This window comes from Streptomyces sp. NPDC111802 (genome assembly GCF_055634335.1).
The window spans coordinates 82,058-108,421 of the sequence record NZ_JBVKCZ010000033.1 but is presented as its reverse complement, the minus strand read 5'-3'; the positions used below and the strand labels follow the sequence as shown (position 1 = coordinate 108,421).

The following is a 26,364-nucleotide window of genomic DNA, read 5'->3' as shown; positions in this document are numbered from 1 at the left end:
GTCGTCCGCCCGGAGGGCGGGCCCCGCGGCGTCTGGTGCGTGCTCTCGGCGTGCCGGGCGGAGCCCCTTGTACTGGATGTACTCGGGGCTTTGCCAGGTGCGGCGAGAGTGCGTGCCAGGCGTCGTGGGGCAGGCGGGACTTTGCGGACACGACCTAGCGCCCGAAGCGGTACTTCAGATGGGTGGCGAGCGGTGTGCCGACGACCCTGACCGGTTCGAGTCGCCGCCGCTGCCCGGCACCCGCTCCTTCGAACAGCCGTAGCCCGTCGCCGAGGAGCGCGGGTACGACATGCAGCTGCAGCTCGTCGATGAGCCCCTCGCCGAGGTACTGCCGCACCGTCCTCGCGCCGCCCGCGATGTCGACGTTCCGGTCACCGGCGGCGGCCCTGGCCTGCCGCAGGGCGCTGTGGATGCCGTCGGTGACGAAGGTGAAGGTGGTGCCGCCCTCCTTGACCAGGGTGGGCCGGGGCCGATGGGTGAGGACGAAGACCGGCGCCCGGAAGGGCGGGTTGTCGCCCCAGAACTCCTCCCCCGTGTCGTACATCGTCCGGCCCATCACCACCGCTCCGGTGGCGTCGAACCACTCGCGCATCAGCTCGGAGTCCTGGTTCTCCTCCCCACCCGTCATGCCCTGACGCTCCCGCCAGCTCGCCAGATTGTGGATCCACTCGAAGAGCGGCTCGGCACCGTCGCCGCCCGGGTTGTCGAGGGTGACGTCGGTGCCGGCGATGTAGCCCTCGAGGGAGATGGCGAGGTCCGCGGTCACGATCACGATGGGTACTCCTAAGTCCTGGGCGGTGCTGCCTTCACCTTCACCCTCACGTCGATCGGGCAACGGCACATTCGACACACCTGGCACACCCGGGCCGCGTCGGGCAGCACGCGCGGACTTCGCATCCGCACCCTCTACGCCGCGTTGCGTAGGCTTGACGACGTCCTGGGCCGACTGCCTTGCGGGGCAAGCCGGTTCACCGGAGCGAACCCGAAGGAACCGTGAACGTGTCGTCGAAGAACAACCGGCTCAGGCTTGCGTCCGTCGCCCTCGTCGTGGCGCTGTCCGCCCTGGCCACGGCGGGACCGGCCCTGGCGGGCACACAGTTCGTGGACCTGCCCACGAGCCCCCTCCCGGCCGACGGTGAGCGGCACGAGTTCACGGTGACCTACCGCAACGACGGGACGGCGGACCGGACCGTCGCCCCGCAGCTCCTGGTCACGTCCCCGGACGCGGGCCCGTTCCTGGACCCGGCCGACATCAGGCTGGAGCGACGCACCGCGCACGGCTGCTGGGAGCCCCTACAGGTCGGCACGCGGACCGGCACGCTGTTCACCGACCTCACGCCCGCCCGGCGCACCCTGCACGCGGGCGAGACACTCACCCAGGTCTACCGGCTCACGGTCACCGACCCGTCGGCCCAGGGCACGGTGGCCCCGAGGGTGGCGCTGTCGCCCAGCGCGCCGGAGTGACGCCGGGTCCGGCGGCCAACGGGTGAATCCGGCCGCGCGGCAGATGGGTCCTGCCCGGCAGCGGGAAGGGCATTGCCCGTACCGGACGGAGCGTCCCGATGCCGAAGTTCCTGATCCAGGCGACCTACACGCCCGAGGGCACCAAGGGGCTGCTCAGGGAGGGCGCGACCGGCCGCCGAGCCGCCGTCGACCAGGTCGTCCGCGGCCTCGGCGGCGAGGTCGAGGCCATGTACTTCGCCTTCGGGCAGGACGACATCGTCCTCATCGTCGACTTCCCCGACCCGGTCTCCATGGCCGCCGTCAGCCTCACCGTCAAGGCCAGCGGCGCCCTCCACACCCGGGCCACGCCCCTGCTCACCCTGGAGGAGATCGACGAGGCGGCGCGCAGACAGGTCGCGTTCCGCGCGCCCGGGGCCTAGACCAGTAAGTCCGATCTCCGGTCAGTGGTCATAGGGATCAGTGACCGGGTGATCGAGGCTTTGGTTGCGTTGTTGTGCGAGCAACGAGACCCTTCTCCCTTTGCGCCCGCAGGATTTCGGACCTACTCGTCCAGCCCTGCCAACCGGGGTGGGGAGGGGCCGCTCAGCATTCGTTACGGCGCGGGAGCGGCCCCCGCTCACAACCGGCGGGTGAACTCCTGGCGGTCGGCGAAGTTCTCGTAGCCTGCCCGTTCGAAAGCCATGATCATGGCGGTGTTGGCCGCGTCGCAGTCGCCGCGGATCTCCTCGGCACCCGCTTCGACCAGCAGCCGCGTGCCGCGGGCCACCACCGCCGTCGCGTAGCCGTTGCCCCGGCAGGCGGGAGACACAGCCACCAGGCCGATCACCGCGGTCGAAGGGTTTCGGGCGGGGAGGCTGAGGGCAGCGGGCGTGCCGTCCGGAGCGTAGCCGAGTTCCCACCACGAGGGCTCGTACGAGAAGTCCTCCATGTCCGCGAAGAGGCTCTCCGCGGCACGCCGGGCGCCAAGCCGGGCGACCTTGGCGGCGAGTTGGGCGTCGGCACTGGTCGGCAGCGCCTCGGCGAGGAGAGCGATGAACGGCTCACGGCCCAGACTGGGCAGGGAACGCCAGGTCAACCGGTCATCATGCGAAGTGAGTTCTCCCTCGGAGCGCCGACGGAAGCGGCGACCGTCACGGGCCCGCTCGAAGCCCGCCAGACGGAGAAGCTCGGCGCGCCGTTCCGGCTCCGCCTGGTACTGCGGCGGCTGCGTCGGCGAGTCGATGACGTGCTCCAGCTCCGTGGCACCGAGCGAGCCGGCCAGGGCGACGGCCTCGGCCAGCAGCGCCTGGCCGGTGGCCAGGCCGGATTCGTCCCACGGTGTCTCAAGGAGCACCAGGGCCATCGGGACGTCGTTCCCGGGGAGGGTCCACAGCGCGGTGGCCGCGGTCAGCCGACCGGCCTCGTCCTCCGCGACCAGGCACCACTCGGGCCGGGTGCACTTCTTGGCAAGCAGGTCGGTGAGGTAGGCGGCCGTCCCGGCGTTGCGCTCGGGCTGGTCGGAGTGCTGGACGAGGGCAGGTAGTTCGTCAGGGCGCGCGATACGTATAGGCATGTACCGGGATCATCCTTCTCTCGATGATGAAGCTGGAATTTGCATGAAACCGCCACCCAGTGGCACCGGCAGGCCTGACTGTTCCTGCCCTTGTCGGACCGACCGTCAGACCGGGTAACGCACCACCAACACCCCCTCCACATCCCTCCCCACCGCCTCGTACAGATGCGGCACATCAGCCGCCCACCGGGCGTGGCCGCCCGGACCCACCTCGAGCGGGGCGGAGGCGGGACCAACCCGGGCCGTGCCGCTGAAGACCAGCAAGTGCTCCTCCGTGCCCGGCACATGAGCGGCCGAGCGCTGCACCGCGCCGCCCCGAATGCGGATGCGATACACCTCCGACACCGCAGCCGCGTCCTGCACGCGATCCGTCAGCACCGCGTGCACCGCCGCACCCTGCACCGGGGCGGGGCCTACGACCGTGCTTAGCGGCGCCTCGAGTGCCGTGGTCAGCGCGTACAGCGTCTCCAGGGTCGGATTACGCTGACCCGTCTCCAGTTCCGAGAGCGTGCCCTTGCCGACGCCGGAGCGGCGGGCCAGTTCCGACAGCGACAGGCCGCGGTCCTGGCGCAGACGGCGCAGCCGCTCGCCCACCTCCTGGGCCAGTTCCATAGCTTTCCGCCTCTACCGCGCCGCCGGTGATGCATTGTCGTGACGCGACTAGCGTTCCACAAACAGAACGTTCTGTAAACGGAACGATCGTGGCGATGCACACGCAACGCGGCGCAGGCGTGGGTTCGGACTTACTCGTCCCTATCCGGTCTGCGCGCACCGGTGGTGGTGGAACTCGCCGGACGGGGCAGACGTTGGCTGGGTGACACGCGGAGCGCGCACGGACGACCGGAACGACAAAGGCTGAAGCCGAGGTGGCACGGATGGCTATGTGGGATCGGATCAAGGACCAGGCCAAGGGCCTGCAGCAGCAGGCGCAGGGCGGCACACGGGGCTCCGCCGGGCACGGGCGGCCGGGTTCCGGCTCCCGCGGGGGATCCAAGGCGCAGCTGGTCAGCACGTTGAAGTCCCAGCTCACCTCGCTGAAGACGGAGTTGAAGAGCGGTGCCTACCGGGACGCCAGCATGGCCATGTGCGCGCTGGTCGCCGCGGCCGACGGACATGTCGACCCCGCCGAGCGCCAGCACGTGGAGTCGCTGATCCTGAACAACGACGTCCTGCAGAACTTCCCGTCCGAGCAGCTGCGGACCCGCTTCAACAAGCATGTCGACCAACTGGCGTTCAACTTCCAGCAGGGCAAGGCCGAGGCCCTCCAGGAGATCGCCAAGGCCGCGAAGAAGCCGGCTGAGGCCAGGGCGGTCGTCCAGACCGGTTTCGTCGTGGCGGGCGCCGACGGATACATCGCGCCGGCCGAGGAGCAGGTCCTGCGCGAGGCGTGCTCGGTCCTCGGCCTGCCCACACAGGAGTTCGGCCTCTGACACCGCGGTGACGACGACGTCGGCGGGGCCGCCGTAGGCTGCCGGGCGAGGAAGCCGGTCCCGCCGTGTCGTCATGGGTGCTCGGTCCTCGGCCAGAGTGTGGCGCACGTCACGGAAGTCGACGTGGGGTGCCGGACAGCTCATTGAGGTGAGCACTCATATGCGAACCCGGGTACGGGCCGGGGAATCGAGCGCGTTCGCGGAGCTTTTCGACGCCTACGCACGCGCCGTCTACAACCATGCCTTCCGGCTCACCGCCGACTGGTCCGTGGCCGAGGACGTGATGGCCGCGACCTTCCTGGAGGCATGGCGGCTGCGCGAGCGGGTGGACCCCGAAGGCGGCTCGCTGCGGCCCTGGCTGCTGGGCATCGCCACCAACACCGCCCGCAACCAGTACCGCAGCAACCGGCGTTACCGGTCAGCCGCCAACGCCGCCGCGGCGGCCGAGCTGTCGGTGCCGGACCACGCGGACGAGGTGGCCGACCGGGTCGACGACCGGCGCCGCGTCGCCACGGCCCTCACCGCCCTCGCCAGGCTGCGCGGACCGGAGCGTGAGGTCGTCACGCTCTGCCTGGTCGAGGGCCTGGACTACGAGGCCGCCGCGGTGGCTCTCGGGATACCCGTAGGCACAGTGGCCTCCCGGCTGTCGCGGGCCCGCAAGAAGCTGCGCGCGCACGCCGAGGACCGTCCGGTGCGCGCCGCGGCCAGGACGTCGTACGAGAAAGTTCGCGGAAATCGGGAAGGCGGCCGTCCCGCCCGACAGACAAGAGGTGATCACACCAGCGTGATCCGGCCCGCGCAGAAGGGAAACCGATGAACGCGAACACGTCCCGGCAGCACCCGGCCGACGGGGATCAGAGCACGACGGAGCTGCTCTCCCGGACGGCGCGTGACCTGCCGGCGGGCCGCCATGAGTTCCACAAGGAGCGTCTGATGGCCCAGATCCACGACATGCAGCGGGAAGAGCGCACCACGACCCCGGCGCCCGCGAAGACCCGGCGGCTGCGTCTTCCGCGTCCGGCGATAGCGCTGCCCGTGACGGCGGTCGCCGTGGCGGCGGCGGTCATCGCCGGAGTGTGGCAGAGCGGCGGTGGCGCCGGCGGGGTCAGGGACAGCGGCGTCGCCACCGGACCTGCACTGACCACCCGGATCGGCGCCGCGAGCAGCGAGGACGTGCCCCGGCTGCTCGGCGAGATCTCGCTGGCGGCGGCCGATGTGTCCCACCCGGACATCAAGCCCGGTCAGTACGTCTACGTCGAGTCCAGGACCGCCGACAGCTTCGTCAAGACCGTCGACGACAAGTCCGGCCTGGCATCCCACGCGCTGCACACCCGCCAGGTGTGGGAGTCGCCCGACGGCACCAAGGGCTGGCTGATCGACCCGGCGGTCAACGACAGCCCCGAGGGCGAGACCCTCAGCCTCCCCGACGAGCAGGGCAACACCCCGGAGGCGACCCTGAACGCCCCCTCGTACGACTACCTGGCGAAGCTCACCACCGACCCCGACGCACTGCTCGCCAAGATCTACAAGGAGACGGAGGGGATGGGCAACTCCCCGGACCAGCAGGCGTTCACCACCATCGGCGACCTGCTCGGCGAGAGCTACCCCCCGGCGGAGCTCTACCCGGCGCTGTTCAAGGCCGCCGCGAAGATCCCCGGAGTGGTCGTGGTCGACGACGCGGTGGACGCCGCGGGGCGGCACGGGGTGGCGGTGGCCCGGCTCGACGAGACCAGCGGGCAGCGCGAGGAGTGGATCTTCGACCGGAAGACCCATGTCTTCCTCGGCGAACGCACCGTCCAGGTCCGCAAGTCCACCGGTACGGACGCCCTGATCACGCCCGGCACCGTGCTCTACACCAGCGCCATCATGCAGCGGGCCATCGTCGACGAGATGAAGCAGACCCCGGCACAGACCGGCTGACCCGCCCGGCCGCTCCCGCCCCCGGCACCCTCACCTGTGGTGCGGCGGCGGGGGCGGCATCGTCGTCAGATCGGGGGCCGGTTCGGGCCAGACCAGCAGCAGCGGGCACGCGGCGTGGTCGACGACGAAGCGGCTCGCCGGGCCGAGGCTCGGCGGGCCGAGGCGGGTGCGGTCGCCGTCGCGGGCCAGGACGAGCAGTTCGGCGTCCTCCGTCGCGGCGACGACCTCACGCTCGACGCGACCGCTGCGCTCGACGCGCGTGCAGGGACGGCCCAGCCGCTCGGCGGCGGCCTGGAGCAGGCTCTCGGCGGAGGCGGCGGCGAGGTGTTCGACGCGGGTGCCCGGGTCGCGTTCCGGATGCCCGCGGCCGAGCAGCCCGGCGAAGGCGCCGTGCGCGGCGTCCGCGACATCGTGCCCGGTGACATGCAGCAGCACGATCTCGGCGTCCTGCGGCGCGTGCGCACGCGCGGCGTCCACACAGGCGGGCCAGGTGCCCTCGACGATCCAGACGACCACCGCCATGGGATCAGCCTCCTCCGATCACGGCCAGCGAGGCCCACAGTGCCGGCACCGCGGCAAAGAGGCTCGCGGGCACGGCGTATAGGCCGAGCCGGGTGAACTCCCCCAACTCCACCTCCGCGTCATGGGCGTGCACGATACGCCGCCACAGCAGGGTGGCCAGCGAACCGGCATAGGTGAGATTGGGGCCGATGTTCACCCCGAGCAGCACGGCGAGCACGGCACCCGGGCCGGAGTCGGCGACCAGCGGCAGCAGCACAAGCACCGCCGGCAGATTGTTGATGACATTGGCCAGTACGGCGGCCAGCGCGGCGATCGCGAACAGCGCCGCGAGCCCCGTGCCGTCGGGGATCAGCCGGCCCAGTGCCGTGTCGAGCCCGTTGTCCACGACCGCGCGCACCACGATCCCCAACGCCAGTACGAAGGCCAGGAACGGCACCGAGGCGGACCGCAGCAGCGCCTTCGGTGTCGTACGCCGCCGCAGCAGGGCCCGCACGGCGAGGACCGCGGCCCCGGCCAGCGCGGCCCAGGCCGGGTCGATGCCGACGGCCGAGGTCAGCACGAACCCGGCGAGCGTGCCCGCCACGGTCACCAGCGCGAACAGCGGCAGTTCGGGCGCGTCGCCGCCGGGCTGCTCCTGCGCCCCGGCGTCCAGGTCGGTGGCGAAGAAGCGCCGGAGGACGACGTACTCGACGGCGATGGCGGCCAGCCACGGCAGCGCCATCAGCGCGGCGAACCGGGTGAAACTCAGCCCGCTGGCCGCGAAGGCCAGCAGATTGGTGAGGTTGGACACCGGCAGGAGCAGGGAGGCCGTGTTCGACAGATGGGTGCAGGCGTAGACATGCGGCTTGGGCCGGGCGCCGAGCCGGGCCGCGGTGGCGAACACCACCGGGGTGAGCAGCACCACCGTGGCGTCCAGGCTCAGTACGGCCGTGATCGCCGAGGCGGCCAGGAACACCTGCGCCAGCAGCCTGCGCGGCCGGCCCTTCGCCGTACGCGCCATCCAGGCCCCGCAGGCCTGGAACAACCCCTCGTCGTCGCAGAGTTGGGCGAGGACCAGTACGGCGGCGAGGAAGCCGATCACCGGCCCGAGCCGTTCGGCCTCGTCCAGCGCGTGGGCCGGCGAGATCGCCCCGGTGGCCACCACCAGCGCCGCGGCCGGCACGGCGACCACGGCCTCCGGCCAGTTGAAGGGACGCACGACGGCGACCACCAGCACGAGCACGAGCATGGCCACGGACAGGGTCTCCGCGAGCGGGGTGTTCAGGGTCGGATCCTTCCGGGCATTTCAGTCCTTACGGGCACCGGCCGCCGAGCCGCCGGTGATCCCCGGCGCACGGTACTCCGCCGAGGTAAGCCCGGTCGGACAACAGAAGGACGGTGCCGGGCGTCCCCTCCCGGCACCGTCCGGGCCGTGTGCCGCTCAAGGCACGGCCCGCTCTGGGGTGGCGTTCGCTCAGGCGGTGCCTGAGGAGGCCCGCTGCCGGTCGGGCGTTTCCCGCGGCGCTGCCTCCCGGCCGTCGGCGTCCGCCTTGCGGTGTCCCGGCAGTACCGCGAGGACGATCATCGTCCCGGCGGCCATGATGATCCCGCCGATCAGGCTGGTCTGGGCGACACCGTGGGCGAAGGACTCGTGGACGGCGTCGACGAGGGCCTGGGCATGCTGGGCGCCGCCGGAGGGGTTCTTCGCCACCTCCTGGGCCACCGCGAGGCCGCCGCCCACCGAGTCCTTGGCCGTCTCCAGCGCGGCGTGCGGCAGTTGGCCGCCGATCAGGTCCGTGAGCTTGTCGCGGTACGCGGTGCCCAGCAGCGAGCCGAGGATCGCGATGCCCAGAGCGCCGCCCAGCTCCAGCGAGGTGTCGTTGGCGCCGCCGCCGACGCCCAGTTCGGACTCGGGGAAGGAGCCCATGATGGTGTCGGTGGCCGGGGACACGCTCAGGCCGATCGCGAAGCCCAGCATCAGCAGCGACGGCAGGAAGTCGGTGTACGTCGAGCCCGACTCGATCCGCGTGAGCAGGAAGACTCCCACCGTGCCGATCAGCATGCCGGTGCCGACCATGGCCTTCACACCGAGCTTCGGGGTCAGCCGCCCGGTTGCCGCGGCGCCGGCGAACACGGCACCGGCCAGCGGCAGCAGTCGTACGCCGGTCTCCAGCGCGCCGTAGCCGAGGACGAACTGCAGGTACTGGGTGGCGTAGTAGAGCGCGCCGAACGTGCCGAAGAAGAAGAACAGCACCGCGAGCATCGAGCCGCTGAACGGCCGCTGGGCGAACTTGCGCACATCCAGCATCGGGTGCGGGTGCCGCAGCTCCCAGGCGACGAAGGCGAGCAGACCGACCCCCGCGACCACGGCCGCGGCGATCGGGCCGGCGCCCCAGCCGAAGTGCGGGCCCTCGATGGCCGCGTACACCAGGGAGCCGACCGAGACGATGGACAGCAGACCGCCGACGTAGTCGATCCGGCCCATGCCCTCCGCCTTCGACGGCGGGACCAGCGCCAGCGCGCCGACGACGGCGAGGACCGCGATGGGGACGTTGATCAGGAAGGTCGAGCCCCAGGCGTGATCCTCGAGCAGCCAGCCGGCGACCAGCGGACCCACGGCGATGGCGAGGCCCGAGGTGGCGGTCCAGCCCGTGATGGCCTTGGCGCGCTCACCACGGGGGAAGATCGCGACCAGCAGGGACAGGGTGGCCGGCATGACGACGGCGGCGCCGACACCCATGACCGCGCGGGCCGCGATGACCAGCCCGGTCTCGTCGACGAGGCTGCCCATCACCGAACCGCCCGCGAAGATCAGCAGACCGGTGACCAGGGCGCCGCGGCGGCTGTACTTGTCGCCGATCGCGCCAAGGACGAGCATCAGCGCCGCGTACGGGACGGTGTAGCCGTCGATGACCCACTGAAGGTCGCTGCTGCTCAGGTCCAGATCCCGGGTCATGGCGGGCGCGGCCACGATCAGCGACGTGTTCGCCATGACGACGATCAGCAGGCTCAGGCAGAGCACGAGCAGTGCCCACCAGCGCCGTGCGTACGGCCCGGTCATCTTCTCGACGGGTGTGTTGGCAAGGAAGGGCACGGGGACTCCCAGAGGGCTGCGAGTTACTTGCACATTGATGAGCAGACTAGTTTCTTGCCCGTCAATGTGCAAATATCGCGGTCAGCCCCCTGACCCCTCCCTGCCGCACCGAGGTGCCGACGTGAGCAGCAGCACGACGCCCCCGCCACGGGCCCGAACGCGCCGTACGACGCGGATCACGCGCGCCCGCATCCTGGACGCGGCACTGCGGGAACTGGGCCGCAACCCCGACAGCAGCCTCGGCGACATCGCCGAGGCCGCCGGGGTGGCCCGGCGCACGCTGTACACGCACTTCACGGGGCGCGCGGCGCTGGTGCAGGGCCTCGCCGAGGACGCGGTGGCGGCGATACGGCACGCGATGGCCATCGCGAGCGCACCCGGCCCCGGTTCCGACCCCGGCCCCGGTTCGGGTTCCGACGCGGCGAGTGCCCTCGCGCGCTTCGTTCTCACCCTCTGGCCGGTCTCTGACGCGTATCGCACGCTGATCGGCCTCGCCCACCAGGACCTCGGCCACGACCAGGTGAGCGAACTCCTCGCCCCGGCCCGCGAGACGGTCGCCGGCATCCTCGCCGAGGGGCAGCGCCAGGGCGTTTTCCACACCGTCGTCCCGCCCGGCCCGCTCAGCGGCGCCATCGAGGCCCACCTGCTCGCCCTGCTCGGCACGGTCAACGCCGGGATCTGGGCGGACGACGGCACGGGCAGCGCCACGGCCGCGCTGATCGTCGCCGGGATCGACAGCGGCACCGCCGCCGCCACGGTCCGCCGACTGCGCGACGCCGACCGTCCCCGGCCGGCCCCTCCCCCCGACCGACCCCACCGATCCCCTTGAGGAGGACCCGCCCATGGACCCCTTCCAGCCCGGACACACCGACCAGGACTACGAGCACGGTCACAACGACGAGCCTGCTCACGGTGACCAGCCGCGCTACCGCCCCCGCCGCAGCCGACGACGACCCGCGGCCGTCGTCACCGCCACCCTCGTCGCCCTGGCCCTGCTCCCCGTCGCCGTCGACCGGGCCGTGGCGGCGCGTATCGAGTCCCGTACGGCGAAGGCGTTCCAGGAGGGCATGGACACGGCACGGCCCCCGGAGGTCCATGTACGCGGCTTCCCCGTGGTGACCCAGGCGGCCTCCGGCACCCTGCGCCACGTCGACATCACCGCCCACGACATACCGGCCCGCGGCGCCGACCGGCCGCTGCCGGTCTCCGAACTCTCCCTGCGGCTCGACGGGTTGACCAAGTCCGACGACGACAGCGAGGCGCGGGCCCGCAGCGCGCAGGCGACCGCGTTCCTGTCGTACGAGGACATCTCGAACGCCCTCGGGCTGGAGATCGCCCGGGGCGGGAGCCCGGGTCAGGTGCGCGCGGACGTACTCATGCCCTTCGGGGAGGAGGTCGGCGTGACGACGACCGTCTCGGCCCTGTCCGGAAACCGCATCGCCTTCAAGGACTTCGCGGTCAGCGGCGGTGCGCTGCCCGCCACCGGGAGCGCGGTCCTCGACAAGGTCTTCGAGCGGCCGATCCGGCTGCGGAACATCCCCGACGGTCTGCGCCTGCGCTCGGTCACCACCACGGCCGACGGCCTCGACGCCCACTTCTCCGGCCGCTCGGTCACCTTCCGGCCCGAGCGCGCCTCGAAGGGCGACGCCGGGGAGTTCTGAACACCCGTCAGACGGTTCTTCTACGTGGAGGCCTGCCCGGAGCCGGACCCGGCGGGGCCCCCGGCGACCTCCCGTCGCACGGTCTCGGCGACGCTGGAAAGTGCCGCGGCGAGGTGGCGGCGCTGCACAGTGGTGAGAGGGTCGAACACGAGTCGGCGTACCTGCGCGACGTGCCCCGGCGCGCTGTCGACCACTTTCTGCAGACCACCGTCGGTCAGCGTGGCCAGGGTGTAGCGACCGTCGCTCGGGTCGATTCGGCGAACGATCCACTCTCGCGCCTCAAAGCGGTCCATCAGCTTCGACAGCCGCGGGAGAGTGCTGTCGCAGTCCCGCGCCAGCCCGCTGAGCCGCATGGTGACCTGAGGCGCCATCGACAGCCGGGCGAGCACGCTGTACTCGAAGTTCGAGATGCCCGCGTCGCGCTGCAACTGACGGTCGAGGGCCGTAGGCAGCGCGATCACGACGGTGAGAAGGTCCTGCCAGAGTTCTTGCTGCTCGGCGTCGAGCCACGGTGACGGTTCGTCCATGTGATCCATCTTACTTGCCTGGGCAACAGACATCTGTTGCCCAGGCAATTCAAAGCTGTCTACCTTTGAGTTGCCCAGGAAAGTGAAAGCCTCAAGGAGTCCTCTGTGATCAAGCTCAGCATCTTCCTGACCCGGCGGGCAGACCTCACCCACGAGGAGTTCGTGGACTACTGGACGCAGCAGCACACCCCGCTGCTCTCGAACCTGCCCGCCGGAGAGGTCCCGGTCCGGCGCTATGTCCAGCTCCTGCCCACCGGCGACGAGATCCCCGGCATCAGCACCGCCGCCTACGACGGTGTCGCCGAGGTGTGGGTCGACGACATCGCCGACGCCGCCCGCTGGTTCACCTCCGACACCTACACCACGACCGTCGCCGCGGACGAGGAGAAGTTCCTCGACCGCTCCCGGACCCGCTTCCTCTACACCACCGAGACCCCGGTCTTCGGTTGAGCCGGCCACAGGTGAATCGCCCGGTAAGGAGCGACACGCCATGACCACACCGCACACGCCCCGCATCCCGGCCGGGGCCTACGACGATCACCTCGCCCGGGTCCTCCCACAGGCCCGCCGACAGCGGCTCTGGAGCCCTGCCGACGGGCCGCTGCCGAGCCTGTTCGTCAGCCACGGTGCGCCCTTCACCCTCGATGACCCGCAGTGGCTCGACGACCTGTTCACCTGGGCGCAGTCCCTGCCCAAACCCAAAGCCGTCGTGATCGTCTCAGCGCACTGGGAGGACGCACCGGCCGCGATCTCGGGCGCGGCGGCGGGCACCCCGCTCCACTACGACTTCAGCGGCTTCCATCCCCGCTACAAGACCCTGCCCTACGCGACCCCGGACGCGACCGGCCTCGCCCGTCGGCTCGCGGCCACGCTCGGTCCGGCGACCACGGTGCACGAGCACCCCGACCGAGGTCTCGACCACGGCGCGTTCATCCCCCTCATGGCCATGTATCCCGCGGCGGACGTTCCGGTCGTCCAGCTGTCGATGCCCAGCCTTGTTCCCGCGGAATTGCTCAGGTTCGGGGCACGTCTGCGATCCCTGCGCGACGAAGGCGTCCTGGTCATCGGCTCGGGCTTCATGACCCACAGCTTCGCGGTCCTCCGCCGTCCGGACCTCGCCGCGTACACCCGAGCCTTCGACGAGTGGGCCGTCGACGCACTCGGGCGGGGCGATGTCGATGCCCTCACCGACTACCGGCGCAAGGCGCCCGGCGCGTCGGTGGCCCACCCGACGGCCGACCACTACGTGCCCCTGCTGGTCGCGGTCGGCGCCGCGAGCGACCCCAGCAGCGCCACGAGCACGATCGACCGCATGGTCATGGGCAACTCCACCCGCTCGGTGCAGTTGAACTGAGGACCAGGCCCCGGGGGGCGTCGCCGGGCCGTGCGCCCGGAGTCGCCCCGACGGCTCAGTCGTCCGCCGCGGTCTCCGCCACGGGCACCGGCACCGTCGGCGCGACCTCCGCGACCAGGGCCCGCGCCCGCCCCTCCGGCACCCCGGCCGCGATGAGCGTCGCGATCGCGACCCGGTTGCCGTCGTCCTCCAGCACACCGGTGTTGACCGTCTCCAGCAGGGCGACCGTCATCGCCTCAAGCCCGGCGCTCAGCGCCTCGGCCGGCAGATGGGTGTGGAAGACGCCGTCGCGCTGGCCGCGTTCCAGGATCGCCGTGGCCTTCGCGCGGGCCGGTGCCAGGACCTCGGCCACGCGCTCCGCGCCCAGATCGCGCCTGGCCAGCGCGAGGAGCAGTCGGTAGCGGTCGCCGACGGGCCAGATCGAGAACACGAAGCCGACGAACGCCCGATCGGCCGGTTCCGTCTCCATCAGCTTCGCGCCGTCCGCCAGCGCGCCGCGCAGCGCCTCGGAGGCCTCCTCGGCGAGCGCCTCCAGCAGCGCCTCCCGCCCGGGGAAGTGGCCGAACAGGGTCCGCCGTACGACACCCGCGGCGCGCGCCAGCTCTTCCAGCGTGATGTCGGGGTTGCGGCCGAGCTCCCGCCGGGCCGTGGCAAGTATGCGCGCCCGGTTGGCCCGCGCATTGCGCCGCAGTGGCTCACGGGCGACGGGCTTGGTCACGGGAACCTCGATGGATCGGTGCGCGAGAACGGCTGGAGACGGGCGGGGGAAGGTGCGGGGAGAGGCGGTCGGCACGTGCATTCTTGCACGGTGGGCCGCGCCCCCGGCAGGTCCGTCGCCCCGGTCCCGGGGGTGCCGATCACGCGCCCGCAGCCGCTTCCTCCCCCGCGCCGTGCGGCTGCAGAGGCAGTGCCGTGGTGACCTCGAAGCCGCCCTCGGGGCGGGGGCCCGCGTGGAGTTCGCCGCCGACGGAGTGGGCGCGCTCGCGCATGCCCATCACGCCGAAGCCCCGGCGGTCCCCGCTCTGACCGGCGGCACCGGGGGCGGTCGGGCCGTCGTTGGTGACGCTGATCAGCAGACGGGAGCCGGAGTAGGTGAGCCGTACGAACGCGGCTTCCGTGGTCGCGTGCTTGGTGACGTTGGTGAGCGCCTCCTGCACGATGCGGAACGCGGTCAGATCCACGCCGGGGGACAGCGGCTGCGGCTCCCCGTCCGTGCTGACCGTGACATCGACCCCCGCCGACGCGCACGCCGAGACCAGCTCGGGCAGACGGGCGAGGCCCGGCGACGGTTCCAGGGGCGCGGAGTCCGGGTCGCCGTTCTGCCGCAGCAGCCCCAGGGTGGCCTTCAGCTCACGCAGCGCCGAGGAAGTGGTGCCGGTCAGGTCGGTGAGGATCTTCTGCGTCTGCTGCGGGTCGGTGACCGCCAGATGGGCGGCCGTGCCGGCCTGGGCGTTGGCCAGTGCCAGGTGGTGGGCGACGACGTCGTGCAGTTCACGGGCGATCCGCATGCGCTCCTCGGTGACCCGCAGCCGCGCCTCCTCCTCCCGCGTGCGTTCGGCGTGCTCGGCACGGGCCTGCACGGCCTGGAGATAGGCGCGCCGCAGCCGGGTCATGTTGCCGGCGGCCAGCGGCAGCAGCAGCCAGAAGAACGGGCCGATCGACCTGAGCAGCAGCGACAGATGGTCCATGGAGTCGGAGATCGCCGCCGCGACGATCACCCCCAGCATGGTGGCGAGACCGTAGGCACGGGTCGTCCTGCGGTCGGTGTGGGTCGCCAGCCAGTAGAGCGCCACCATGACGGGGGCCAGCAGCAGCGGTGTGAGCAGGTAACCCAGCGCGACCACGACCATGGTGCAGGCCGCGGTCACGACCAGGGCCACGCGCGGGTGGCTGCGGTGCTTCAGCAGGGCGAGGCAGGCCACGCCCATGAGGACGGAGGCGGCCGTGTCCTGGTCCGGCGGGTCGGCGCCGGGCAGGGTGAGCATGCTGCCGAGCGTCGCGCAGCCCATCAGCGCCGCGGCCAGTACCAGGTCGACGGCGAAGGGGCGGCGGTCCGAGAAACCCTCTAGGCGGTCCGCGTAGCGGCGCTCCTGGCTGGTGATCATCAGGCTCCCCGGTCGGTGTGCTGAGGCCATGGTGGACGATTGCGGTCACGGACGGCCGACGGGGCCGCCCCATGACCCCGTCCTGGGTCACGGGCGGCCCTGGCGGGGTGGCCGGTCGATCAGGTGCGGGCCACTTCCAGATCGCTCGTCTCGGCCGGGCCCGGCTCCGCCCCCGGCCGCCGGCTGAGCGCCTCGCCCTCCACATCGACCCGGGGCAGGATCCGGTCCAGCCACTTCGGCAGCCACCAGGCCTTGTCGCCGAGCAGCGCGAGCACCGCGGGCACGATGGTCATCCGTACGACGAAGGCGTCGAACAGCACGGCGGAGGCGAGCCCGAACCCGATCATCTTGATCATGGAGTCGCTCTCCCCGATGAACCCGGCGAACACCGCGATCATGATCAGCGCGGCGGCCACGACGACGCGGGCGCTGTGCCGGAACCCGGACACGATCGCCTGCCCCGGCCCCTCCCCGTGGACGTACGCCTCCCGCATCCGCGAGACGAGGAAGACCTCGTAGTCCATGGCGAGTCCGAAGACGATGCCCACCAGGAAGATCGGCATCAGGCTCATGATCGGCCCGGTCTGCTCCACACCCAGCAGTCCGGCGCCGTGCCCCTGCTGGAAGACCACGACGACCGCGCCGAGGGAGGCAAGCACCGACAGCAGGAAGCCGAGGGCCGCCTTCAGCGGGACGAGCAGCGACCGGAAGACGACCAGCAGCAGGACGACCGCCAGCCCGACCACGACGACGAGGTACGGAATCAGCGCGGACTGCACCTTCTGCGAGATGTCGATGTTCAGCGCGGTGGTCCCGGTGACCTCGAAGGTCGCCCCGGTCTCGGCCTCCACGCCCGGACGCTCGTCCCGGATGACGGTCACCAGGTCCTTGGTCTTCTCGTCGGTCGGCGCGGTGGACGGCACGACCGAGAAGACGGCGGTGTCACCGGCCTCGTTGAAGCGGGCCGGGGAGACGGACACGATCCCCTCGGTGCCCCCGATCTTCTCGGCGACCGTAGTGACGGCACCCTTCGGATCGGCGTCCCCCTCGGCGTCCACGACGACGGTCAACGGCCCGTTGAAGCCCGGCCCGAAGGCCTCGGCGAGCGCGTCGTAGGCCCGGCGCTCGGTGGTGGACGCCGACTTGGCCTCGTCGCCGGGCATGCCCAGTTGCAGGTCCGTCGCCGGCACGGCGAGCGCGCCGAGACCTACGACGCCGAGGAGCAGCACGGGCAGGGGCCGCCGCAGCACGAACCGCGCCCACCGGGTGCCGCCGTTGTCGGCGTCGGTCCCCTCGATACGGCCGCTCTTGCGGGCTCGCCTGGGGAGGACGGCGTCGGGCCAGAAGCCGAGGAACGCGGGGACCAGCGTCAGCGCGATCAGTACGCCGACGACGACCGCGCCCGCCGCGGCCAGGCCCATCTTGGTGAGCATCGGGATGCCGACGACCGACAGCCCGGCGAGCGCGATGACGACGGTGAGCCCGGCGAAGACGACCGCGGAACCGGCCGTACCGACGGCCGTACCGGCCGCCTCCTGCGGCGTACGGCCCTTCGCGCGCTCCTCGCGATACCGCGAGACGACGAACAGGGCGTAGTCGATGCCGACGGCGAGGCCCAGCATCATCGCGAGCGTGCCGGTCGTGGTGGACAGACCGAGGGCATGGGACAGGGCGAGGATGGCAGCCATGCTGACGCCGACGCCGACGACGGCGGTCAGCAGTGGAAGCCCGGCGGCGGCGAGCGAGCCGAAGGTGATGAGCAGCACGACCGCGGCTATCGAGAGGCCGATGACCTCGGCCGTCCCGCCCGCGCCGCCCCCGTCGGCCATCGCGCTGCCGCCGGCCTCGACGGTCAGCCCCGAGTCGCGGGCCTCGTCGAGCGTCCGCTCCAGATGGGTCTTGCCGGCGTCCGTGAGGTCGTCGGCCTTCACCTTGTAGGTGACGGTCGTATAGGCCGTCCCGCCGTCCTCGCTGACCGCCTTCGCCTGGAACGGATCGACGACGGACGCGACCTGCGAGCCGTCGCCCAGCTCGGCCACGGCCTCCTCGACGGCCTTCCGGTTCTCGGCGGAGGTCACCTTCTGCCCGTCCGGCGCGACGAAGACGACCCGCGCGGTCGCCCCGTCGGCCGACGCCCCCGGGAAGCGCTCCTCCATCAGGTCGAAGGCCTTCTGGGACTCGATGCCCGGCATGGCGAACCCCTCGTCGACGGCTCCCGGGGCCTTCAGGGCCCCCAAACCGACGGCGGCCAGCACGGCCGCCCAGACCAGGGCGACGTACCAGCGCCGCCGGAAGGCCAGACGGCCCACGCGATAAAGGAAAGTAGCCACGGCAGGGGGTCTCCACATCTGGGACTCGAACGTGTGCCCAGGTTGTCCGGGAGAGGGGTGCCGTGTCGTCGTGCGGCTGCCGACAATCGCCCGTACTGAGAATGCAGTACGGCGTGGGGGCGGGTCAGCCGCGAGTACGAGCGCCGATCCATGGGCGTCGCCCTGCCCGCACGGCTACGGTCGCGGCGTGCCCGTCTCGGTCGGGACCGGTGACGCTCCGTCTGACGTCCGCGGCGATGAGGGCTCTTGCGTCGGGACCACTGTGGCGCTCGGGGGGCGGGATCCCGTGGGGACGGGGTTTCTGGTGGTGGGTGCCAAGGTGGCCGTTTCGGGCGGGATCGTCGAGGTCGGGGAAGTCGTACGGGGTGGGGGCTCCGAGGGGGGTGGGGAGGGTGTCGGTCGGGTGGTTGCGGGTGCGGGTGCGGGTGCCAGTGGGGGTGCCGGGCTCGGCGATGTGTTTGACGGGCCCAGGTTGAGTTGCAGTGCCGCCAGCAGTGCCACCGCGCAGGTCACGGCCGCCCCCGTCGCCGTACGCACCAGGCGTCGGCGGGACGCCCTGCGGCGGAGGGCGTCGTAGTGGCCGGGGGGTGCGGCGAGGTGGTCGGTGGGCGGGCGGAGGATGATCGCGAGGGGGTCGTCGGGGGCGAGTTCCGGCGCGTCCAGGTCGTCGTCGTCAAAGCGTGTGGTCAAGGCTTCTCCTCAGATGGACGCGGAGCAGTTCGCGGGCCGCGTGGAGGTCGGCCTTGACGGTTCCTTCCTTGCGTCCGGTCAGCACGGACACCTCCCGGATCGGCATGTCAGCGTAGTAGTGGAGGAGGATCGGGGTTCGAAGGCGTTCGGGGAGGGACTGGACCAGGAGGCGGACCGACGGATCCGCCTGTTCCGTGTGCGCGTTGACCGCGGCCTCCGACTTCGCCCGGCGCATCGCCCTGCGCTCCCGCTCCAGCTTGCGCCAGTGGTCCCGGACCAGGTTCGCGGCGGTGACGTAGAGGAAGCCGCGCGGTTCCTCCACGCGGCTCCAGCGGGCCCACAGCCTGGTGAAGGCCTCCGAGGCGATCTCGTGGGCCGTCTCGTCGTCGTCGACGAGCCGGCGGCACCAGCCGGCCAGGCGCGGGTACAGGGCGGCGAACAGCTCGGACGCTGCCTTGTCTCGGGACCGTTTCAACGCTCTCCATGGTCGGGACGACCGTTTTGGGACCGGTTCAGTTCTTCTCGGCTTCGTGGGGCTCGTCAGGTCCTCGTGAGGTCCTCGTGATGTCTTCGTGGGGGAGGATGCCGGGCCGTCGGCTCGCGTTGCCTCGGCCGGCCCGGGATCCGTCCCCCTTCGACGCCCTCAAGGCCTTCGACGCCTTCAATGCCTCGTCGCGCTCAAGCGCGCGAACACGATCACGTTGTCGCGGTACTCCTCACCCGCGCGCGGGCCCCCGCATGTGATCAGCCGCAACTCCGGGCGGTCCACGTCCCCGTAGACCTCCTCCGCCGGAAAGTCCGCCTTGGCCACCGTCCGCACGGCACTGACCGCGAACTCCGCGGACGTGCCGTCCTCCCTGCGCGCCACGATCCGGTCGCCCTTGCGCAGCTCCCCGAGACGGCGGAAGACCCCGTCCCCGTACGCGCCCACCGTGACATGGCCGAGGATCACCGACGGGCCCACCTGACCCGGCGTCGGCGAGTGCCGGTACCAGCCCGCCCGGTCGTCGGCCGTGATCGGCGGCACTTCCACCGTGCCGTCCGCCGCCAGGCCGAGCCCCAGGAGGGGGGTGTCCACCCCGATCGCCGGGATCCGGAGCCGTACCGGGGCCGAACGGCCCAGCGTGCGCGTCGAGTTCGCGGACGAGGACGGGGACGTGTCCTGCGCGGTTCCCGTCCCCTCCGTACCTCTCGTCCTGCGGGAGTGCGCGCTCGCGGCGGGGTCCGCTCCCTGGCCGCCGCACGCCACGAGCAGCGACGCCGTCGCCGCCGTGACGAACGCCCGCCTGGAGAGTGCCGTCATGCTCCGTTCGCCCGCCGACGCCGTACGACGAACGTCGTCGCGCCGCCGGCGAGGAGCAGCGCGGCCGCGCCCCCGCCGATCAGGCCGCCCTGATCGGTCCCGCTGCTCGACGTCGGCGTCACGCCGGTGTCGGGCGCTCCGGACGGTACGACGGAGACCTGGCCGCCGCCGGGCGCCCGGGTCGGCTCGGCCGGGGCCGGCGTGGCGGTGGACGAGGGGGGCTCGGTCGGATCGGCCGACGGGACCGGGGAGGCCGTGGCCGAGGGGGCGGTGGTCTCGCTGGGGGCCGTGGTCGGGGAGGCCGAGTCGGCGAGCGCGGGCGTGGCGCTCGCCAGGAGGGCGGCGCAGGTCAGGGCCAGGGCGCTGAGGGTCGTTCGGCGCATTGAGTCGCTCTCTTTCGTCTGTCCGCCGCAACTGCCGTGGGCGGCGGACCGGGTGACGGGTCGAGCGGAGAGACGACGCGGGGGTCGGGCGGGTTGTAAAGAGTCGGCAAAGTCGCCGGGCTCGTCGCCTGGCAGCCGCGGCCGCCGCCACGCGCTGCCCGTGACCTGTTGAGTCGGTTCCGCCTCGGCATCCGTACGATGAGGGCGTGACAGCCCGTGCACAGCATCGCCGTGCGCTGCGGATCCCCACGACGGGACCGTGGCGCACGCTTCTGCTGCTCGGGCTGCTCGCCGGGCTGCTGGGCATGCACGCGCTCGGCCCCGGCAACGTGGTCACGGGCGCATCCCACGCGTCCCACCACGCACACGCGCGCGCCATGAACGACGGCCGTACGAGCGCCATGAACGTCGTCCCTACGACGACGACCATGACCGACGAATCCGTCTGCCACGGCGCCGACACCGGCGGCGGGCACGCCCAGCACGCCGACCCGACCTGCGCCTCCGGCGCCGTCGGAACCAGTCCCGCACTCCCGGCCCTGGCGCCCGATCCGGCCGGGACCGGCGCCGCGGACGACCTCGCCCCGCGCTCCCCGGCCACCGAGCCGGGAGGCGGGCGCGCGCCTCCCTCACTGGCCGAACTGCAGATCCTGCGGACCTAGGACAAGGCCGAGCCGTCCCCCCTCACCGCTGGGGCGTACGGCAACTCAGCCATGCCCGTGCCACGCCCTCCCTAGGGCGCGGCAGCTCACATACACCGCAGGAGTTCTCAGCATGACCAGTACACGTACCCTCGTCCGCCGTGCCGCCCTGGCCGCGACGGCCGTCACCGCCGCCCTCGTCCTCGCCGCGTGCGGTGGTGAGAACGGCACGGACGCCGCCGCCGACGCGCCCGCCGCCTCCTCCTCCGCGAGCGACGCCGGCACCCACAACGACCAGGACGTCTCCTTCGCGCAGGGCATGATCCCGCACCACCAGCAGGCGGTGCGGATGGCGGAGATGGCCGCCGACCGGGCCTCCGCCGCCGAGGTGAAGGACCTCGCCTCGCGTATCCAGAAGGCCCAGGACCCGGAGATCCGGACCATGTCGGGGTGGCTCGAGGCCTGGGGTGAGGACGTTCCGTCGGCCGCCCCCGGCATGGACCACTCCGGCCACTCCGGAATGGCCGGGATGATGGACGACAAGGACATGGACAAGCTGTCCAAGGCGTCCGGCAAGGCCTTCGACACCCTGTTCCTCACCCTGATGGTCGAGCACCACGAGGGCGCCGTCGAGATGGCCGGCACCGAGAAGGCCAAGGGGCAGTACGGCCCGGCGACCAAGCTCGCCGACGCCGTCGTCTCCGCCCAGACCACCGAGATCGAGGAGATGAACAAGCTGCTCGGCACGTCCGGCGGCTGACCCTCCGGCGGGTGGCGGCCCGCACGCACACGCACCCACGGGCCGCCGCCCGCTTCTCACCTCACGGAGGATCGTTGTGACCATGGCAGAGCAGCGATTCGACATGTGGGCCTCGGGAGCCGCCTACGAGCTGTACATGGGCCGATGGAGCCGGCTCGTGGGGCGGGAGTTCCTCGCCCGGCTCGACCCCGCGGACGGTCTGCGCTGGCTGGACGTGGGGTGCGGCCCGGGAGTGCTGGCGGCGCTGGTGGCTGAGCGGTGCCGTCCCCGTGAGGTGGTGGGGTGCGACCGCTCCGAGGGCTTCGTGAGCGCGGCCGCACACGCCACGACGACCTCCGGCGCACCGCGCTTCGTCGTCGCGGACGCCATGGCGCTACCCGTCCGCGACGGCGTGTTCGACGTGGCGGTGAGCGGACTGACGCTGAACTTCCTCCCCGAACCGGCCGCGGCCGTAGGGGAGTTGACGCGAGCCGTCCGTCCGGGCGGCCTTGTCGCGGCGTACGTCTGGGAGTACGGCGACGGCATGAGCCTGCTGCGGCGGTTCTGGGCCGCGGCAGCCGCGACCGACCCGTCCGCCGCCGCGCTGGACGAGGCCCGCCGCTTCCCGGACTGCCGCCCGGAACCGCTCCACAGCCTGTGGACCGGCGCCGGACTCACCGAGGTGTCGACGGCCCCGATCGAGGTGCCCATGGTCTTCGCCGACTTCGCCGACCTGTGGGACCCGTTCCTCGCCGGCCAGGGCCCCGCCCCGGGCTACGTCGCCTCCCTCACCCCGCCCGCCCGCGACCGCCTCCGCGAGGCCCTGCGCGCGTCTGTGCCCACGGCGCCGGACGGTTCCGTCCCCCTCAGGGCGCGGGCCTGGGCGGTGCGGGGAGTACGGCGGTGATGTCACCCTGCTCCCCCGAGCCAGTACCCCGACCGTCGCGTCTTCGGAGGAGCCCCGTCATGTCCCACGCCCCGGCCGAACCCCCCGCCCGCGTACACGAGCTCCGCCTGGTGGTCACGACGGCCGACTACGACGAGGCGCTGCGCTTCTACCGGGATGTGCTCGGCCTCCCCGAGCGCGCCGCGTTCTCCTCCCCCGACGGCCGGGTCACCATCCTCGAGGCGGGCCGGGCCACGCTGGAGCTGACCGATCCGAACCACGCGGAGTTCATCGACGAGGTGGAGGTCGGCCGACGCGTGGCCGGCCACATCAGGGTCGCCTTCCAGGTGGACGACTCCACGGTGACCACGGCCAGGCTGGCGGCGGCCGGGGCCGAGGTCCTCGCGGAGCCCACCCGCACTCCCTGGAACTCCCTCAACTCACGTCTCGAAGCCCCCGGCGCCCTTCAGCTGACGCTTTTCACGGAGCTGGACGAGGCGGGAGCCCCCGGGGAGGAACGCGCGTAGACCCCCGCATGCCCCGGCATTCAGATGGCCGTGGGCACCCCGGAGTCACGGAACCGCACGTTCCCTCGGGGCCTTATTCGTCCGTTTCGGTGATAATTGGGGGCATGGGTACGACGACGCTTGAACTAGCGGCCACGTCGAGCCAAGTACTCAACGTGATCGCCGCCTTCGTGGGTGGTTTGGTCATCGCCGGCGCACTGGTCTGGGCGGTGCAGTTCGGCATGCGGGTCCGTGATCGAGAACTGCCACGGCCCAATCCCGAGGAGCAGCCGCACCTGCCCGACACCGGCCCCGTCCATGAGGTCCGGGAGGTCCGGGAGCCCGACGAGGTCCCGCACGGGGACGGCCAAGAACGCCTCCTGCCGCACGAGCTGCATCACGCGGGCAGCAAACGCAGCGACGATCAGCACCGCAAGCGCTGGCTCCCCGGGAAGAGCGGATCCTTCGGCGGGGGCGGCATCGGGCACGCCTGAGCCGGTGGCGGCCGGCACCGCCGGAAATACGGGCGACGGGGGCGACTGCGGATGCATGGATGCACCCTGTCCGCGCGGACCGTGTGCGTCCGGGCCCGGACGGACGGGGTGGCTGGGGGCCGATTGAGCAGACGCCGGTATGTGGCCAGGGGGCGTACCCGGTGGCTGCCGCATCTGGGACAACCACGGCCGCCGTTTCTAGGGCGACCAATACGCGCTGTGCCCCGACGATCTGATGGCCGAGCTGAACGGCGGCAAGGACCCGGGGGATCAGCGAGCTGCCGAGGCGTTGCCGGGCCCTGAAGCGCTGGACGCGTCCGGGGCCAGCGCCAGCGCCAGGATCACGAAGAAGTCGATCCCCACCATGACCACCGACCAGACCGGCGTGTACGGCAGGAACAGGAAGTGGGCGACCATGCTGAGGGACGCCAGGAAGATGCCGGTGATCCGGGCCCACCAGGCGCCCTGGAGGACGCCGTAGCCGACGCCGACGGCGACCACGCCGAGGGCGAGCAGGATCCAGCCCCATGCCGTGAGGTTGGCCTTGAAGACGTAGTCGCCGATGGTGGCGTAGACGTCGTCCTCGGCGATGGCGGAGATGCCCTGGAAGATGGCCAGCAGCCCGTTCACCAGCAGCAGCACACCGGCGAAGAGAAGTGCGCCGGCGCCCCAGTCGGAGGTGGGAACGGCGCCGGGCCCGGCTCCGCGGGAGGTCCAGGCCGGCTGGGAGGTGCCGGGTGTTCCGGGTGCCGGGGACCCCGGAGGGCTGTGGGCGGCATCGCTCGCATGCGGCTGCGAATGCTGCTGACTCATGGCTGCCGTACCCCACTTCTCGCGCGTCGCGCGATCGGGTTCTGCGGTCGGTACGACGATGGGGCGGCCCGGGGGCGCCCACCACGGGGCGAAGGCCGATCGGGTGACGCCCGGAGTGCGGTCACGGGCGTTGCGACCTTCACTGGGGACACCGGATCGCACGGATCGCACCCTTTGGAGTCCCCATGCCCGGCCCCCGCACCCGGTGGACGACCACCACCGTCCTGCTGACCACCGCCGCCCTGGCCGTCACCACCCTGACCTCCTGCTCGGACGACGACACGCCCTCCTCGGTGGCCAGCAAGGCGGCGTCGGCCTACGCCTCGGCGACGGCTGAGGCGGGCCGCCAACTGGATGAGATCAAGGGCGGCGTCGACGTCAAGGACTCGGTGAGCGTGGGCGACCCGACGACCGACTCCGACGGCCGCGCGTCGGTGGAGGTCACGGCCGAGAACACGACCGACGAGACGCGGTCCTTCGCCGTGCAGGTCAACTTCACGGACCAGGACGGCAACCTCCTCGACGCCGCGGTGGTGACCGTGTCGGACGTGGCAGGGGGCAAGTCGGGGAAGGGCACCGCCCGCAGCACGCGTGACCTGAGCGGGAACGTGCGGGCGGAGGTGGCGCGGGCGGTGCGGTACTGACGCCACCGGGACGAAGCCGCGTAGCCGCGTGAACGCAGCCGTACGAACGGGCCCGTCCGATCGGCCGTGCTGGCACGATGGCGGCATGGAACGTGTGCGTGGAATCGGTGGTTACTTCATGAGGGCCGCCGACCCGGCGGCCCTGAACGCCTGGTATCGCGACTGCCTGGGCCTGGACGCCGACGAGAACGGCCTGTGGCGGCAGGAAACCGGGCCCACGGTGTTCGCGACGTTCGAGTCCGGCACCGACTACTTCGGGTCCGGCGGCCAGCGGACCATGCTCAACTTCCGGGTCCGCGACCTGGACGCGATGCTCGCGCAACTGCGCGCCAAGGGTGCGGACGTGGCCGAGGAAACGCAGGACATGGCGGGGGTCGGCCGGTTCGGCTGGGTCACCGACCCCGAGGGCAACCGGGTCGAGCTGTGGCAGCCCGCCTGACCGCGGCTACGCCCGCAGCCGGCCGGCCCCGCCGTCCGACACCGTGTCCTTCTGCGCCGCCCCGGACCCGGACACCAGGATGTCGATCTGCTCGCTCAGCGCGCTGACGCCGTTCAGTGTGGCCGTCGCCTGGAGGCGGCCCGCGCCGGCGGGCAGGGCGAAGCCCGGGACACAGGACCACGAACCGTCGGGGGCGGCGGTGTCCGTGCAGACCTCCTCCTCCAGCGCGTCCCGCACCGTTACCTGGGCGCCCGGGTAGGCCGTCCCCGAGGTCTGCGGCGACGCGCTCAGCGGCACGCCCGACGCGGGGGCGGACAGGGTGGGCGCGGGCAGGCCGACCGTGACGGCGCAGGTGCCGCGCTGCCGTACGGTGCCCTTCGCGTCGCGCAGGACCAGGGTGCAGTCGGGGAGCCGGGTGCCGGGCTCGGCGTCCGGGGCGACCGACACGACGAAGGGGAACGTACGGCCCTGCCAGAGCGCCGCCGCGGCGGACGGGCCGCCGAAGGTGTACGTCCCGCTGCCCCCGCCCCGCATCACCGCTCCCCGGTATCCGAGCCCGGCGAAGGGCGCGCCCGTCACCCTCGTCCTCGCCGGCGCCGACAAGGTCAGCACCGAGCCCGCCCCGAGACCCTCGCCGCCGAGGCCCTTGACCTCGACGATTCCCTCCCGTCCGGGCTCGATGGTCGCGGCCGCCCACAGGCCGTCGCCGCCGGCGCCGATCGGGGCCGGGGTGCCGTGGGCCGTCCCCGGCACGGCGATCACGCCCGCGACGGCGAGCGAGCCAAGGAACGCTGACTTCCAGGACCTGCGGGACCTGCTCATCGTCGGCGGAGCTCCTCACACACGCGTCGGCACCCCCGACAGCGATTGTTCCGAGCGCTCCCACGG

Annotated in this window: 31 protein-coding genes; 16 read left to right on the top strand and 15 right to left on the bottom strand. The window is 72.0% G+C overall.

The genetic code is table 11. The annotated features are described in order from the left end of the window. Positions 1 to 154: 154 nt before the first annotated feature. The gene (locus ACZ7NC_RS31430) at positions 155 to 772 is read right to left on the bottom strand and encodes a dihydrofolate reductase family protein (protein WP_471492895.1); all 618 of its coding nucleotides are present in this window, start codon (positions 770 to 772) and stop codon (positions 155 to 157) included. 227 nt (positions 773 to 999) lie between these two features. Between ACZ7NC_RS31430 and ACZ7NC_RS31425 the strand changes: the two genes are divergently transcribed. Then, positions 1,000 to 1,464, top strand: a complete 465-nt coding sequence (locus ACZ7NC_RS31425; protein WP_471492893.1) for a signal peptide protein — start codon at positions 1,000 to 1,002, stop codon at positions 1,462 to 1,464. A gap of 98 nt (positions 1,465 to 1,562) precedes the next feature. Further along, positions 1,563 to 1,883, top strand: a complete 321-nt coding sequence (locus tag ACZ7NC_RS31420; RefSeq protein WP_471492891.1) for a GYD domain-containing protein — start codon at positions 1,563 to 1,565, stop codon at positions 1,881 to 1,883. Between the two features lie 197 nt (positions 1,884 to 2,080). Here ACZ7NC_RS31420 and ACZ7NC_RS31415 read toward each other — a convergent pair whose 3' ends face one another. After that, positions 2,081 to 3,016, bottom strand: a complete 936-nt coding sequence (locus ACZ7NC_RS31415; RefSeq protein WP_471492889.1) for a GNAT family N-acetyltransferase — start codon at positions 3,014 to 3,016, stop codon at positions 2,081 to 2,083. 105 nt (positions 3,017 to 3,121) lie between these two features. Further along, positions 3,122 to 3,628, bottom strand: a complete 507-nt coding sequence (locus ACZ7NC_RS31410) for a helix-turn-helix domain-containing protein (RefSeq protein WP_471492887.1) — start codon at positions 3,626 to 3,628, stop codon at positions 3,122 to 3,124. Between the two features lie 263 nt (positions 3,629 to 3,891). Here ACZ7NC_RS31410 and ACZ7NC_RS31405 point away from each other — a divergent pair, with 263 nt between their 5' ends. The 3 genes from ACZ7NC_RS31405 to ACZ7NC_RS31395 all read left to right on the top strand — a co-directional run bounded on the left by ACZ7NC_RS31405 (position 3,892) and on the right by ACZ7NC_RS31395 (position 6,366). Beyond that, complete coding sequence (locus tag ACZ7NC_RS31405) at positions 3,892 to 4,446, top strand: tellurite resistance TerB family protein (protein ID WP_471492885.1); 555 nt, start codon at positions 3,892 to 3,894, stop codon at positions 4,444 to 4,446. A gap of 160 nt (positions 4,447 to 4,606) precedes the next feature. Next, positions 4,607 to 5,263 carry an RNA polymerase sigma factor gene (locus tag ACZ7NC_RS31400; RefSeq protein ID WP_471492883.1) on the top strand — a complete coding sequence of 219 codons (657 nt, stop codon included), beginning with the start codon at positions 4,607 to 4,609 and terminating at the stop codon, positions 5,261 to 5,263. Beyond that, complete coding sequence (locus tag ACZ7NC_RS31395) at positions 5,260 to 6,366, top strand: CU044_5270 family protein (protein ID WP_471492881.1); 1,107 nt, start codon at positions 5,260 to 5,262, stop codon at positions 6,364 to 6,366. Before ACZ7NC_RS31400 ends, ACZ7NC_RS31395 begins: the two co-directional genes overlap by 4 nt. 30 nt (positions 6,367 to 6,396) lie before the next feature. Here ACZ7NC_RS31395 and ACZ7NC_RS31390 read toward each other — a convergent pair whose 3' ends face one another. From ACZ7NC_RS31390 to ACZ7NC_RS31380, 3 genes are all read right to left on the bottom strand, one after another. Beyond that, positions 6,397 to 6,888 carry a universal stress protein gene (locus ACZ7NC_RS31390; RefSeq protein WP_471492879.1) on the bottom strand — a complete coding sequence of 164 codons (492 nt, stop codon included), beginning with the start codon at positions 6,886 to 6,888 and terminating at the stop codon, positions 6,397 to 6,399. A gap of 4 nt (positions 6,889 to 6,892) precedes the next feature. Beyond that, positions 6,893 to 8,152 (bottom strand): SLC13 family permease, encoded by a 1,260-nt coding sequence (locus ACZ7NC_RS31385; RefSeq protein WP_471492911.1) that lies wholly within the window; start codon positions 8,150 to 8,152, stop codon positions 6,893 to 6,895. A gap of 189 nt (positions 8,153 to 8,341) precedes the next feature. Continuing rightward, positions 8,342 to 9,961 (bottom strand): MFS transporter, encoded by a 1,620-nt coding sequence (locus ACZ7NC_RS31380; RefSeq protein ID WP_471492877.1) that lies wholly within the window; start codon positions 9,959 to 9,961, stop codon positions 8,342 to 8,344. 121 nt (positions 9,962 to 10,082) lie between these two features. Here ACZ7NC_RS31380 and ACZ7NC_RS31375 point away from each other — a divergent pair, with 121 nt between their 5' ends. Then, positions 10,083 to 10,790, top strand: a complete 708-nt coding sequence (locus ACZ7NC_RS31375) for a TetR/AcrR family transcriptional regulator (RefSeq protein WP_471492875.1) — start codon at positions 10,083 to 10,085, stop codon at positions 10,788 to 10,790. A 13-nt stretch (positions 10,791 to 10,803) separates the two neighbouring features. Beyond that, complete coding sequence (locus ACZ7NC_RS31370) at positions 10,804 to 11,622, top strand: LmeA family phospholipid-binding protein (protein WP_471492873.1); 819 nt, start codon at positions 10,804 to 10,806, stop codon at positions 11,620 to 11,622. 20 nt (positions 11,623 to 11,642) lie between these two features. Here the strand turns inward: ACZ7NC_RS31370 and ACZ7NC_RS31365 are convergent, their stop codons facing one another. Beyond that, the gene (locus ACZ7NC_RS31365) at positions 11,643 to 12,149 is read right to left on the bottom strand and encodes a MarR family winged helix-turn-helix transcriptional regulator (protein ID WP_471492871.1); all 507 of its coding nucleotides are present in this window, start codon (positions 12,147 to 12,149) and stop codon (positions 11,643 to 11,645) included. 105 nt (positions 12,150 to 12,254) lie between these two features. Between ACZ7NC_RS31365 and ACZ7NC_RS31360 the strand changes: the two genes are divergently transcribed. Together ACZ7NC_RS31360 and ACZ7NC_RS31355 are read left to right on the top strand one after the other, a co-directional pair. Then, positions 12,255 to 12,599: an EthD domain-containing protein gene (locus ACZ7NC_RS31360; RefSeq protein WP_471492870.1), complete on the top strand. Its 345-nt coding sequence runs from the start codon at positions 12,255 to 12,257 to the stop codon at positions 12,597 to 12,599. 151 nt (positions 12,600 to 12,750) lie between these two features. Next, the gene (locus tag ACZ7NC_RS31355) at positions 12,751 to 13,503 is read left to right on the top strand and encodes a DODA-type extradiol aromatic ring-opening family dioxygenase (protein WP_471492909.1); all 753 of its coding nucleotides are present in this window, start codon (positions 12,751 to 12,753) and stop codon (positions 13,501 to 13,503) included. 55 nt (positions 13,504 to 13,558) lie between these two features. Here ACZ7NC_RS31355 and ACZ7NC_RS31350 read toward each other — a convergent pair whose 3' ends face one another. From ACZ7NC_RS31350 to ACZ7NC_RS31325, 6 genes are all read right to left on the bottom strand, one after another. Further along, entirely contained in the window at positions 13,559 to 14,221 is a 663-nt protein-coding gene (locus ACZ7NC_RS31350; RefSeq protein WP_471492869.1) for a TetR family transcriptional regulator, read from the bottom strand. A gap of 139 nt (positions 14,222 to 14,360) precedes the next feature. Beyond that, positions 14,361 to 15,608 carry a sensor histidine kinase gene (locus tag ACZ7NC_RS31345; RefSeq protein WP_471492868.1) on the bottom strand — a complete coding sequence of 416 codons (1,248 nt, stop codon included), beginning with the start codon at positions 15,606 to 15,608 and terminating at the stop codon, positions 14,361 to 14,363. Between the two features lie 119 nt (positions 15,609 to 15,727). After that, positions 15,728 to 17,938 (bottom strand): MMPL family transporter, encoded by a 2,211-nt coding sequence (locus ACZ7NC_RS31340; protein WP_471492867.1) that lies wholly within the window; start codon positions 17,936 to 17,938, stop codon positions 15,728 to 15,730. Positions 17,939 to 18,611: 673 nt separating this feature from the next. After that, entirely contained in the window at positions 18,612 to 19,103 is a 492-nt protein-coding gene (locus tag ACZ7NC_RS31335; RefSeq protein WP_471492866.1) for an RNA polymerase sigma factor, read from the bottom strand. A gap of 186 nt (positions 19,104 to 19,289) precedes the next feature. After that, on the bottom strand, positions 19,290 to 19,931 hold the full coding sequence (locus tag ACZ7NC_RS31330; RefSeq protein ID WP_471492865.1) for a class F sortase: 642 nt from the start codon (positions 19,929 to 19,931) through the stop codon (positions 19,290 to 19,292). After that, the gene (locus ACZ7NC_RS31325) at positions 19,928 to 20,314 is read right to left on the bottom strand and encodes a sortase-dependent protein (protein WP_471492864.1); all 387 of its coding nucleotides are present in this window, start codon (positions 20,312 to 20,314) and stop codon (positions 19,928 to 19,930) included. The genes ACZ7NC_RS31330 and ACZ7NC_RS31325 overlap by 4 nt, the downstream gene beginning before the upstream one ends. 206 nt (positions 20,315 to 20,520) lie before the next feature. Between ACZ7NC_RS31325 and ACZ7NC_RS31320 the strand changes: the two genes are divergently transcribed. The 5 genes from ACZ7NC_RS31320 to ACZ7NC_RS31300 all read left to right on the top strand — a co-directional run bounded on the left by ACZ7NC_RS31320 (position 20,521) and on the right by ACZ7NC_RS31300 (position 23,580). After that, positions 20,521 to 20,976: a DUF6153 family protein gene (locus ACZ7NC_RS31320; RefSeq protein ID WP_471492863.1), complete on the top strand. Its 456-nt coding sequence runs from the start codon at positions 20,521 to 20,523 to the stop codon at positions 20,974 to 20,976. A gap of 112 nt (positions 20,977 to 21,088) precedes the next feature. Continuing rightward, the gene (locus ACZ7NC_RS31315; RefSeq protein WP_471492862.1) at positions 21,089 to 21,715 is read left to right on the top strand and encodes a DUF305 domain-containing protein; all 627 of its coding nucleotides are present in this window, start codon (positions 21,089 to 21,091) and stop codon (positions 21,713 to 21,715) included. 82 nt (positions 21,716 to 21,797) lie between these two features. After that, a complete protein-coding gene (locus ACZ7NC_RS31310) occupies positions 21,798 to 22,601 on the top strand; it encodes a class I SAM-dependent methyltransferase (protein ID WP_471492861.1) in 804 nt (267 codons plus the stop codon). A 59-nt stretch (positions 22,602 to 22,660) separates the two neighbouring features. After that, entirely contained in the window at positions 22,661 to 23,107 is a 447-nt protein-coding gene (locus ACZ7NC_RS31305; protein ID WP_471492860.1) for a VOC family protein, read from the top strand. Positions 23,108 to 23,211: 104 nt separating this feature from the next. Further along, on the top strand, positions 23,212 to 23,580 hold the full coding sequence (locus tag ACZ7NC_RS31300; protein ID WP_471492859.1) for a DUF6479 family protein: 369 nt from the start codon (positions 23,212 to 23,214) through the stop codon (positions 23,578 to 23,580). 270 nt (positions 23,581 to 23,850) lie between these two features. Here the strand turns inward: ACZ7NC_RS31300 and ACZ7NC_RS31295 are convergent, their stop codons facing one another. Beyond that, a complete protein-coding gene (locus tag ACZ7NC_RS31295; RefSeq protein ID WP_471492858.1) occupies positions 23,851 to 24,393 on the bottom strand; it encodes a DUF7144 family membrane protein in 543 nt (180 codons plus the stop codon). Between the two features lie 185 nt (positions 24,394 to 24,578). Here ACZ7NC_RS31295 and ACZ7NC_RS31290 point away from each other — a divergent pair, with 185 nt between their 5' ends. Together ACZ7NC_RS31290 and ACZ7NC_RS31285 are read left to right on the top strand one after the other, a co-directional pair. Beyond that, complete coding sequence (locus ACZ7NC_RS31290; RefSeq protein ID WP_471492857.1) at positions 24,579 to 25,037, top strand: FxLYD domain-containing protein; 459 nt, start codon at positions 24,579 to 24,581, stop codon at positions 25,035 to 25,037. An 85-nt stretch (positions 25,038 to 25,122) separates the two neighbouring features. Then, positions 25,123 to 25,476, top strand: a complete 354-nt coding sequence (locus tag ACZ7NC_RS31285) for a VOC family protein (RefSeq protein ID WP_471492856.1) — start codon at positions 25,123 to 25,125, stop codon at positions 25,474 to 25,476. Between the two features lie 6 nt (positions 25,477 to 25,482). Here ACZ7NC_RS31285 and ACZ7NC_RS31280 read toward each other — a convergent pair whose 3' ends face one another. Beyond that, a complete protein-coding gene (locus tag ACZ7NC_RS31280) occupies positions 25,483 to 26,298 on the bottom strand; it encodes a carboxypeptidase regulatory-like domain-containing protein (RefSeq protein WP_471492855.1) in 816 nt (271 codons plus the stop codon). Positions 26,299 to 26,364 lie beyond the last annotated feature (66 nt).

What these genes read in the sequence shown, in the direction of transcription:
- ACZ7NC_RS31420 (WP_471492891.1), top strand. Translation starts at nt 1,563, where the DNA reads ATGCCGAAGTTCCTGATCCAGGCGACCTACACGCCCGAGGGCACCAAG.
- ACZ7NC_RS31415 (WP_471492889.1), bottom strand. Translation starts at nt 3,016, where the DNA reads ATGCCTATACGTATCGCGCGCCCTGACGAACTACCTGCCCTCGTCCAG.
- ACZ7NC_RS31410 (WP_471492887.1), bottom strand. Translation starts at nt 3,628, where the DNA reads ATGGAACTGGCCCAGGAGGTGGGCGAGCGGCTGCGCCGTCTGCGCCAG.
- ACZ7NC_RS31405 (WP_471492885.1), top strand. Translation starts at nt 3,892, where the DNA reads ATGGCTATGTGGGATCGGATCAAGGACCAGGCCAAGGGCCTGCAGCAG.
- ACZ7NC_RS31400 (WP_471492883.1), top strand. Translation starts at nt 4,607, where the DNA reads ATGCGAACCCGGGTACGGGCCGGGGAATCGAGCGCGTTCGCGGAGCTT.
- ACZ7NC_RS31395 (WP_471492881.1), top strand. Translation starts at nt 5,260, where the DNA reads ATGAACGCGAACACGTCCCGGCAGCACCCGGCCGACGGGGATCAGAGC.
- ACZ7NC_RS31390 (WP_471492879.1), bottom strand. Translation starts at nt 6,888, where the DNA reads ATGGCGGTGGTCGTCTGGATCGTCGAGGGCACCTGGCCCGCCTGTGTG.
- ACZ7NC_RS31370 (WP_471492873.1), top strand. Translation starts at nt 10,804, where the DNA reads ATGGACCCCTTCCAGCCCGGACACACCGACCAGGACTACGAGCACGGT.
- ACZ7NC_RS31365 (WP_471492871.1), bottom strand. Translation starts at nt 12,149, where the DNA reads ATGGACGAACCGTCACCGTGGCTCGACGCCGAGCAGCAAGAACTCTGG.
- ACZ7NC_RS31345 (WP_471492868.1), bottom strand. Translation starts at nt 15,608, where the DNA reads ATGATCACCAGCCAGGAGCGCCGCTACGCGGACCGCCTAGAGGGTTTC.
- ACZ7NC_RS31330 (WP_471492865.1), bottom strand. Translation starts at nt 19,931, where the DNA reads ATGACGGCACTCTCCAGGCGGGCGTTCGTCACGGCGGCGACGGCGTCG.
- ACZ7NC_RS31325 (WP_471492864.1), bottom strand. Translation starts at nt 20,314, where the DNA reads ATGCGCCGAACGACCCTCAGCGCCCTGGCCCTGACCTGCGCCGCCCTC.
- ACZ7NC_RS31315 (WP_471492862.1), top strand. Translation starts at nt 21,089, where the DNA reads ATGACCAGTACACGTACCCTCGTCCGCCGTGCCGCCCTGGCCGCGACG.
- ACZ7NC_RS31310 (WP_471492861.1), top strand. Translation starts at nt 21,798, where the DNA reads ATGGCAGAGCAGCGATTCGACATGTGGGCCTCGGGAGCCGCCTACGAG.
- ACZ7NC_RS31305 (WP_471492860.1), top strand. Translation starts at nt 22,661, where the DNA reads ATGTCCCACGCCCCGGCCGAACCCCCCGCCCGCGTACACGAGCTCCGC.
- ACZ7NC_RS31300 (WP_471492859.1), top strand. Translation starts at nt 23,212, where the DNA reads ATGGGTACGACGACGCTTGAACTAGCGGCCACGTCGAGCCAAGTACTC.
- ACZ7NC_RS31295 (WP_471492858.1), bottom strand. Translation starts at nt 24,393, where the DNA reads ATGAGTCAGCAGCATTCGCAGCCGCATGCGAGCGATGCCGCCCACAGC.
- ACZ7NC_RS31290 (WP_471492857.1), top strand. Translation starts at nt 24,579, where the DNA reads ATGCCCGGCCCCCGCACCCGGTGGACGACCACCACCGTCCTGCTGACC.
- ACZ7NC_RS31285 (WP_471492856.1), top strand. Translation starts at nt 25,123, where the DNA reads ATGGAACGTGTGCGTGGAATCGGTGGTTACTTCATGAGGGCCGCCGAC.
- ACZ7NC_RS31280 (WP_471492855.1), bottom strand. Translation starts at nt 26,298, where the DNA reads ATGAGCAGGTCCCGCAGGTCCTGGAAGTCAGCGTTCCTTGGCTCGCTC.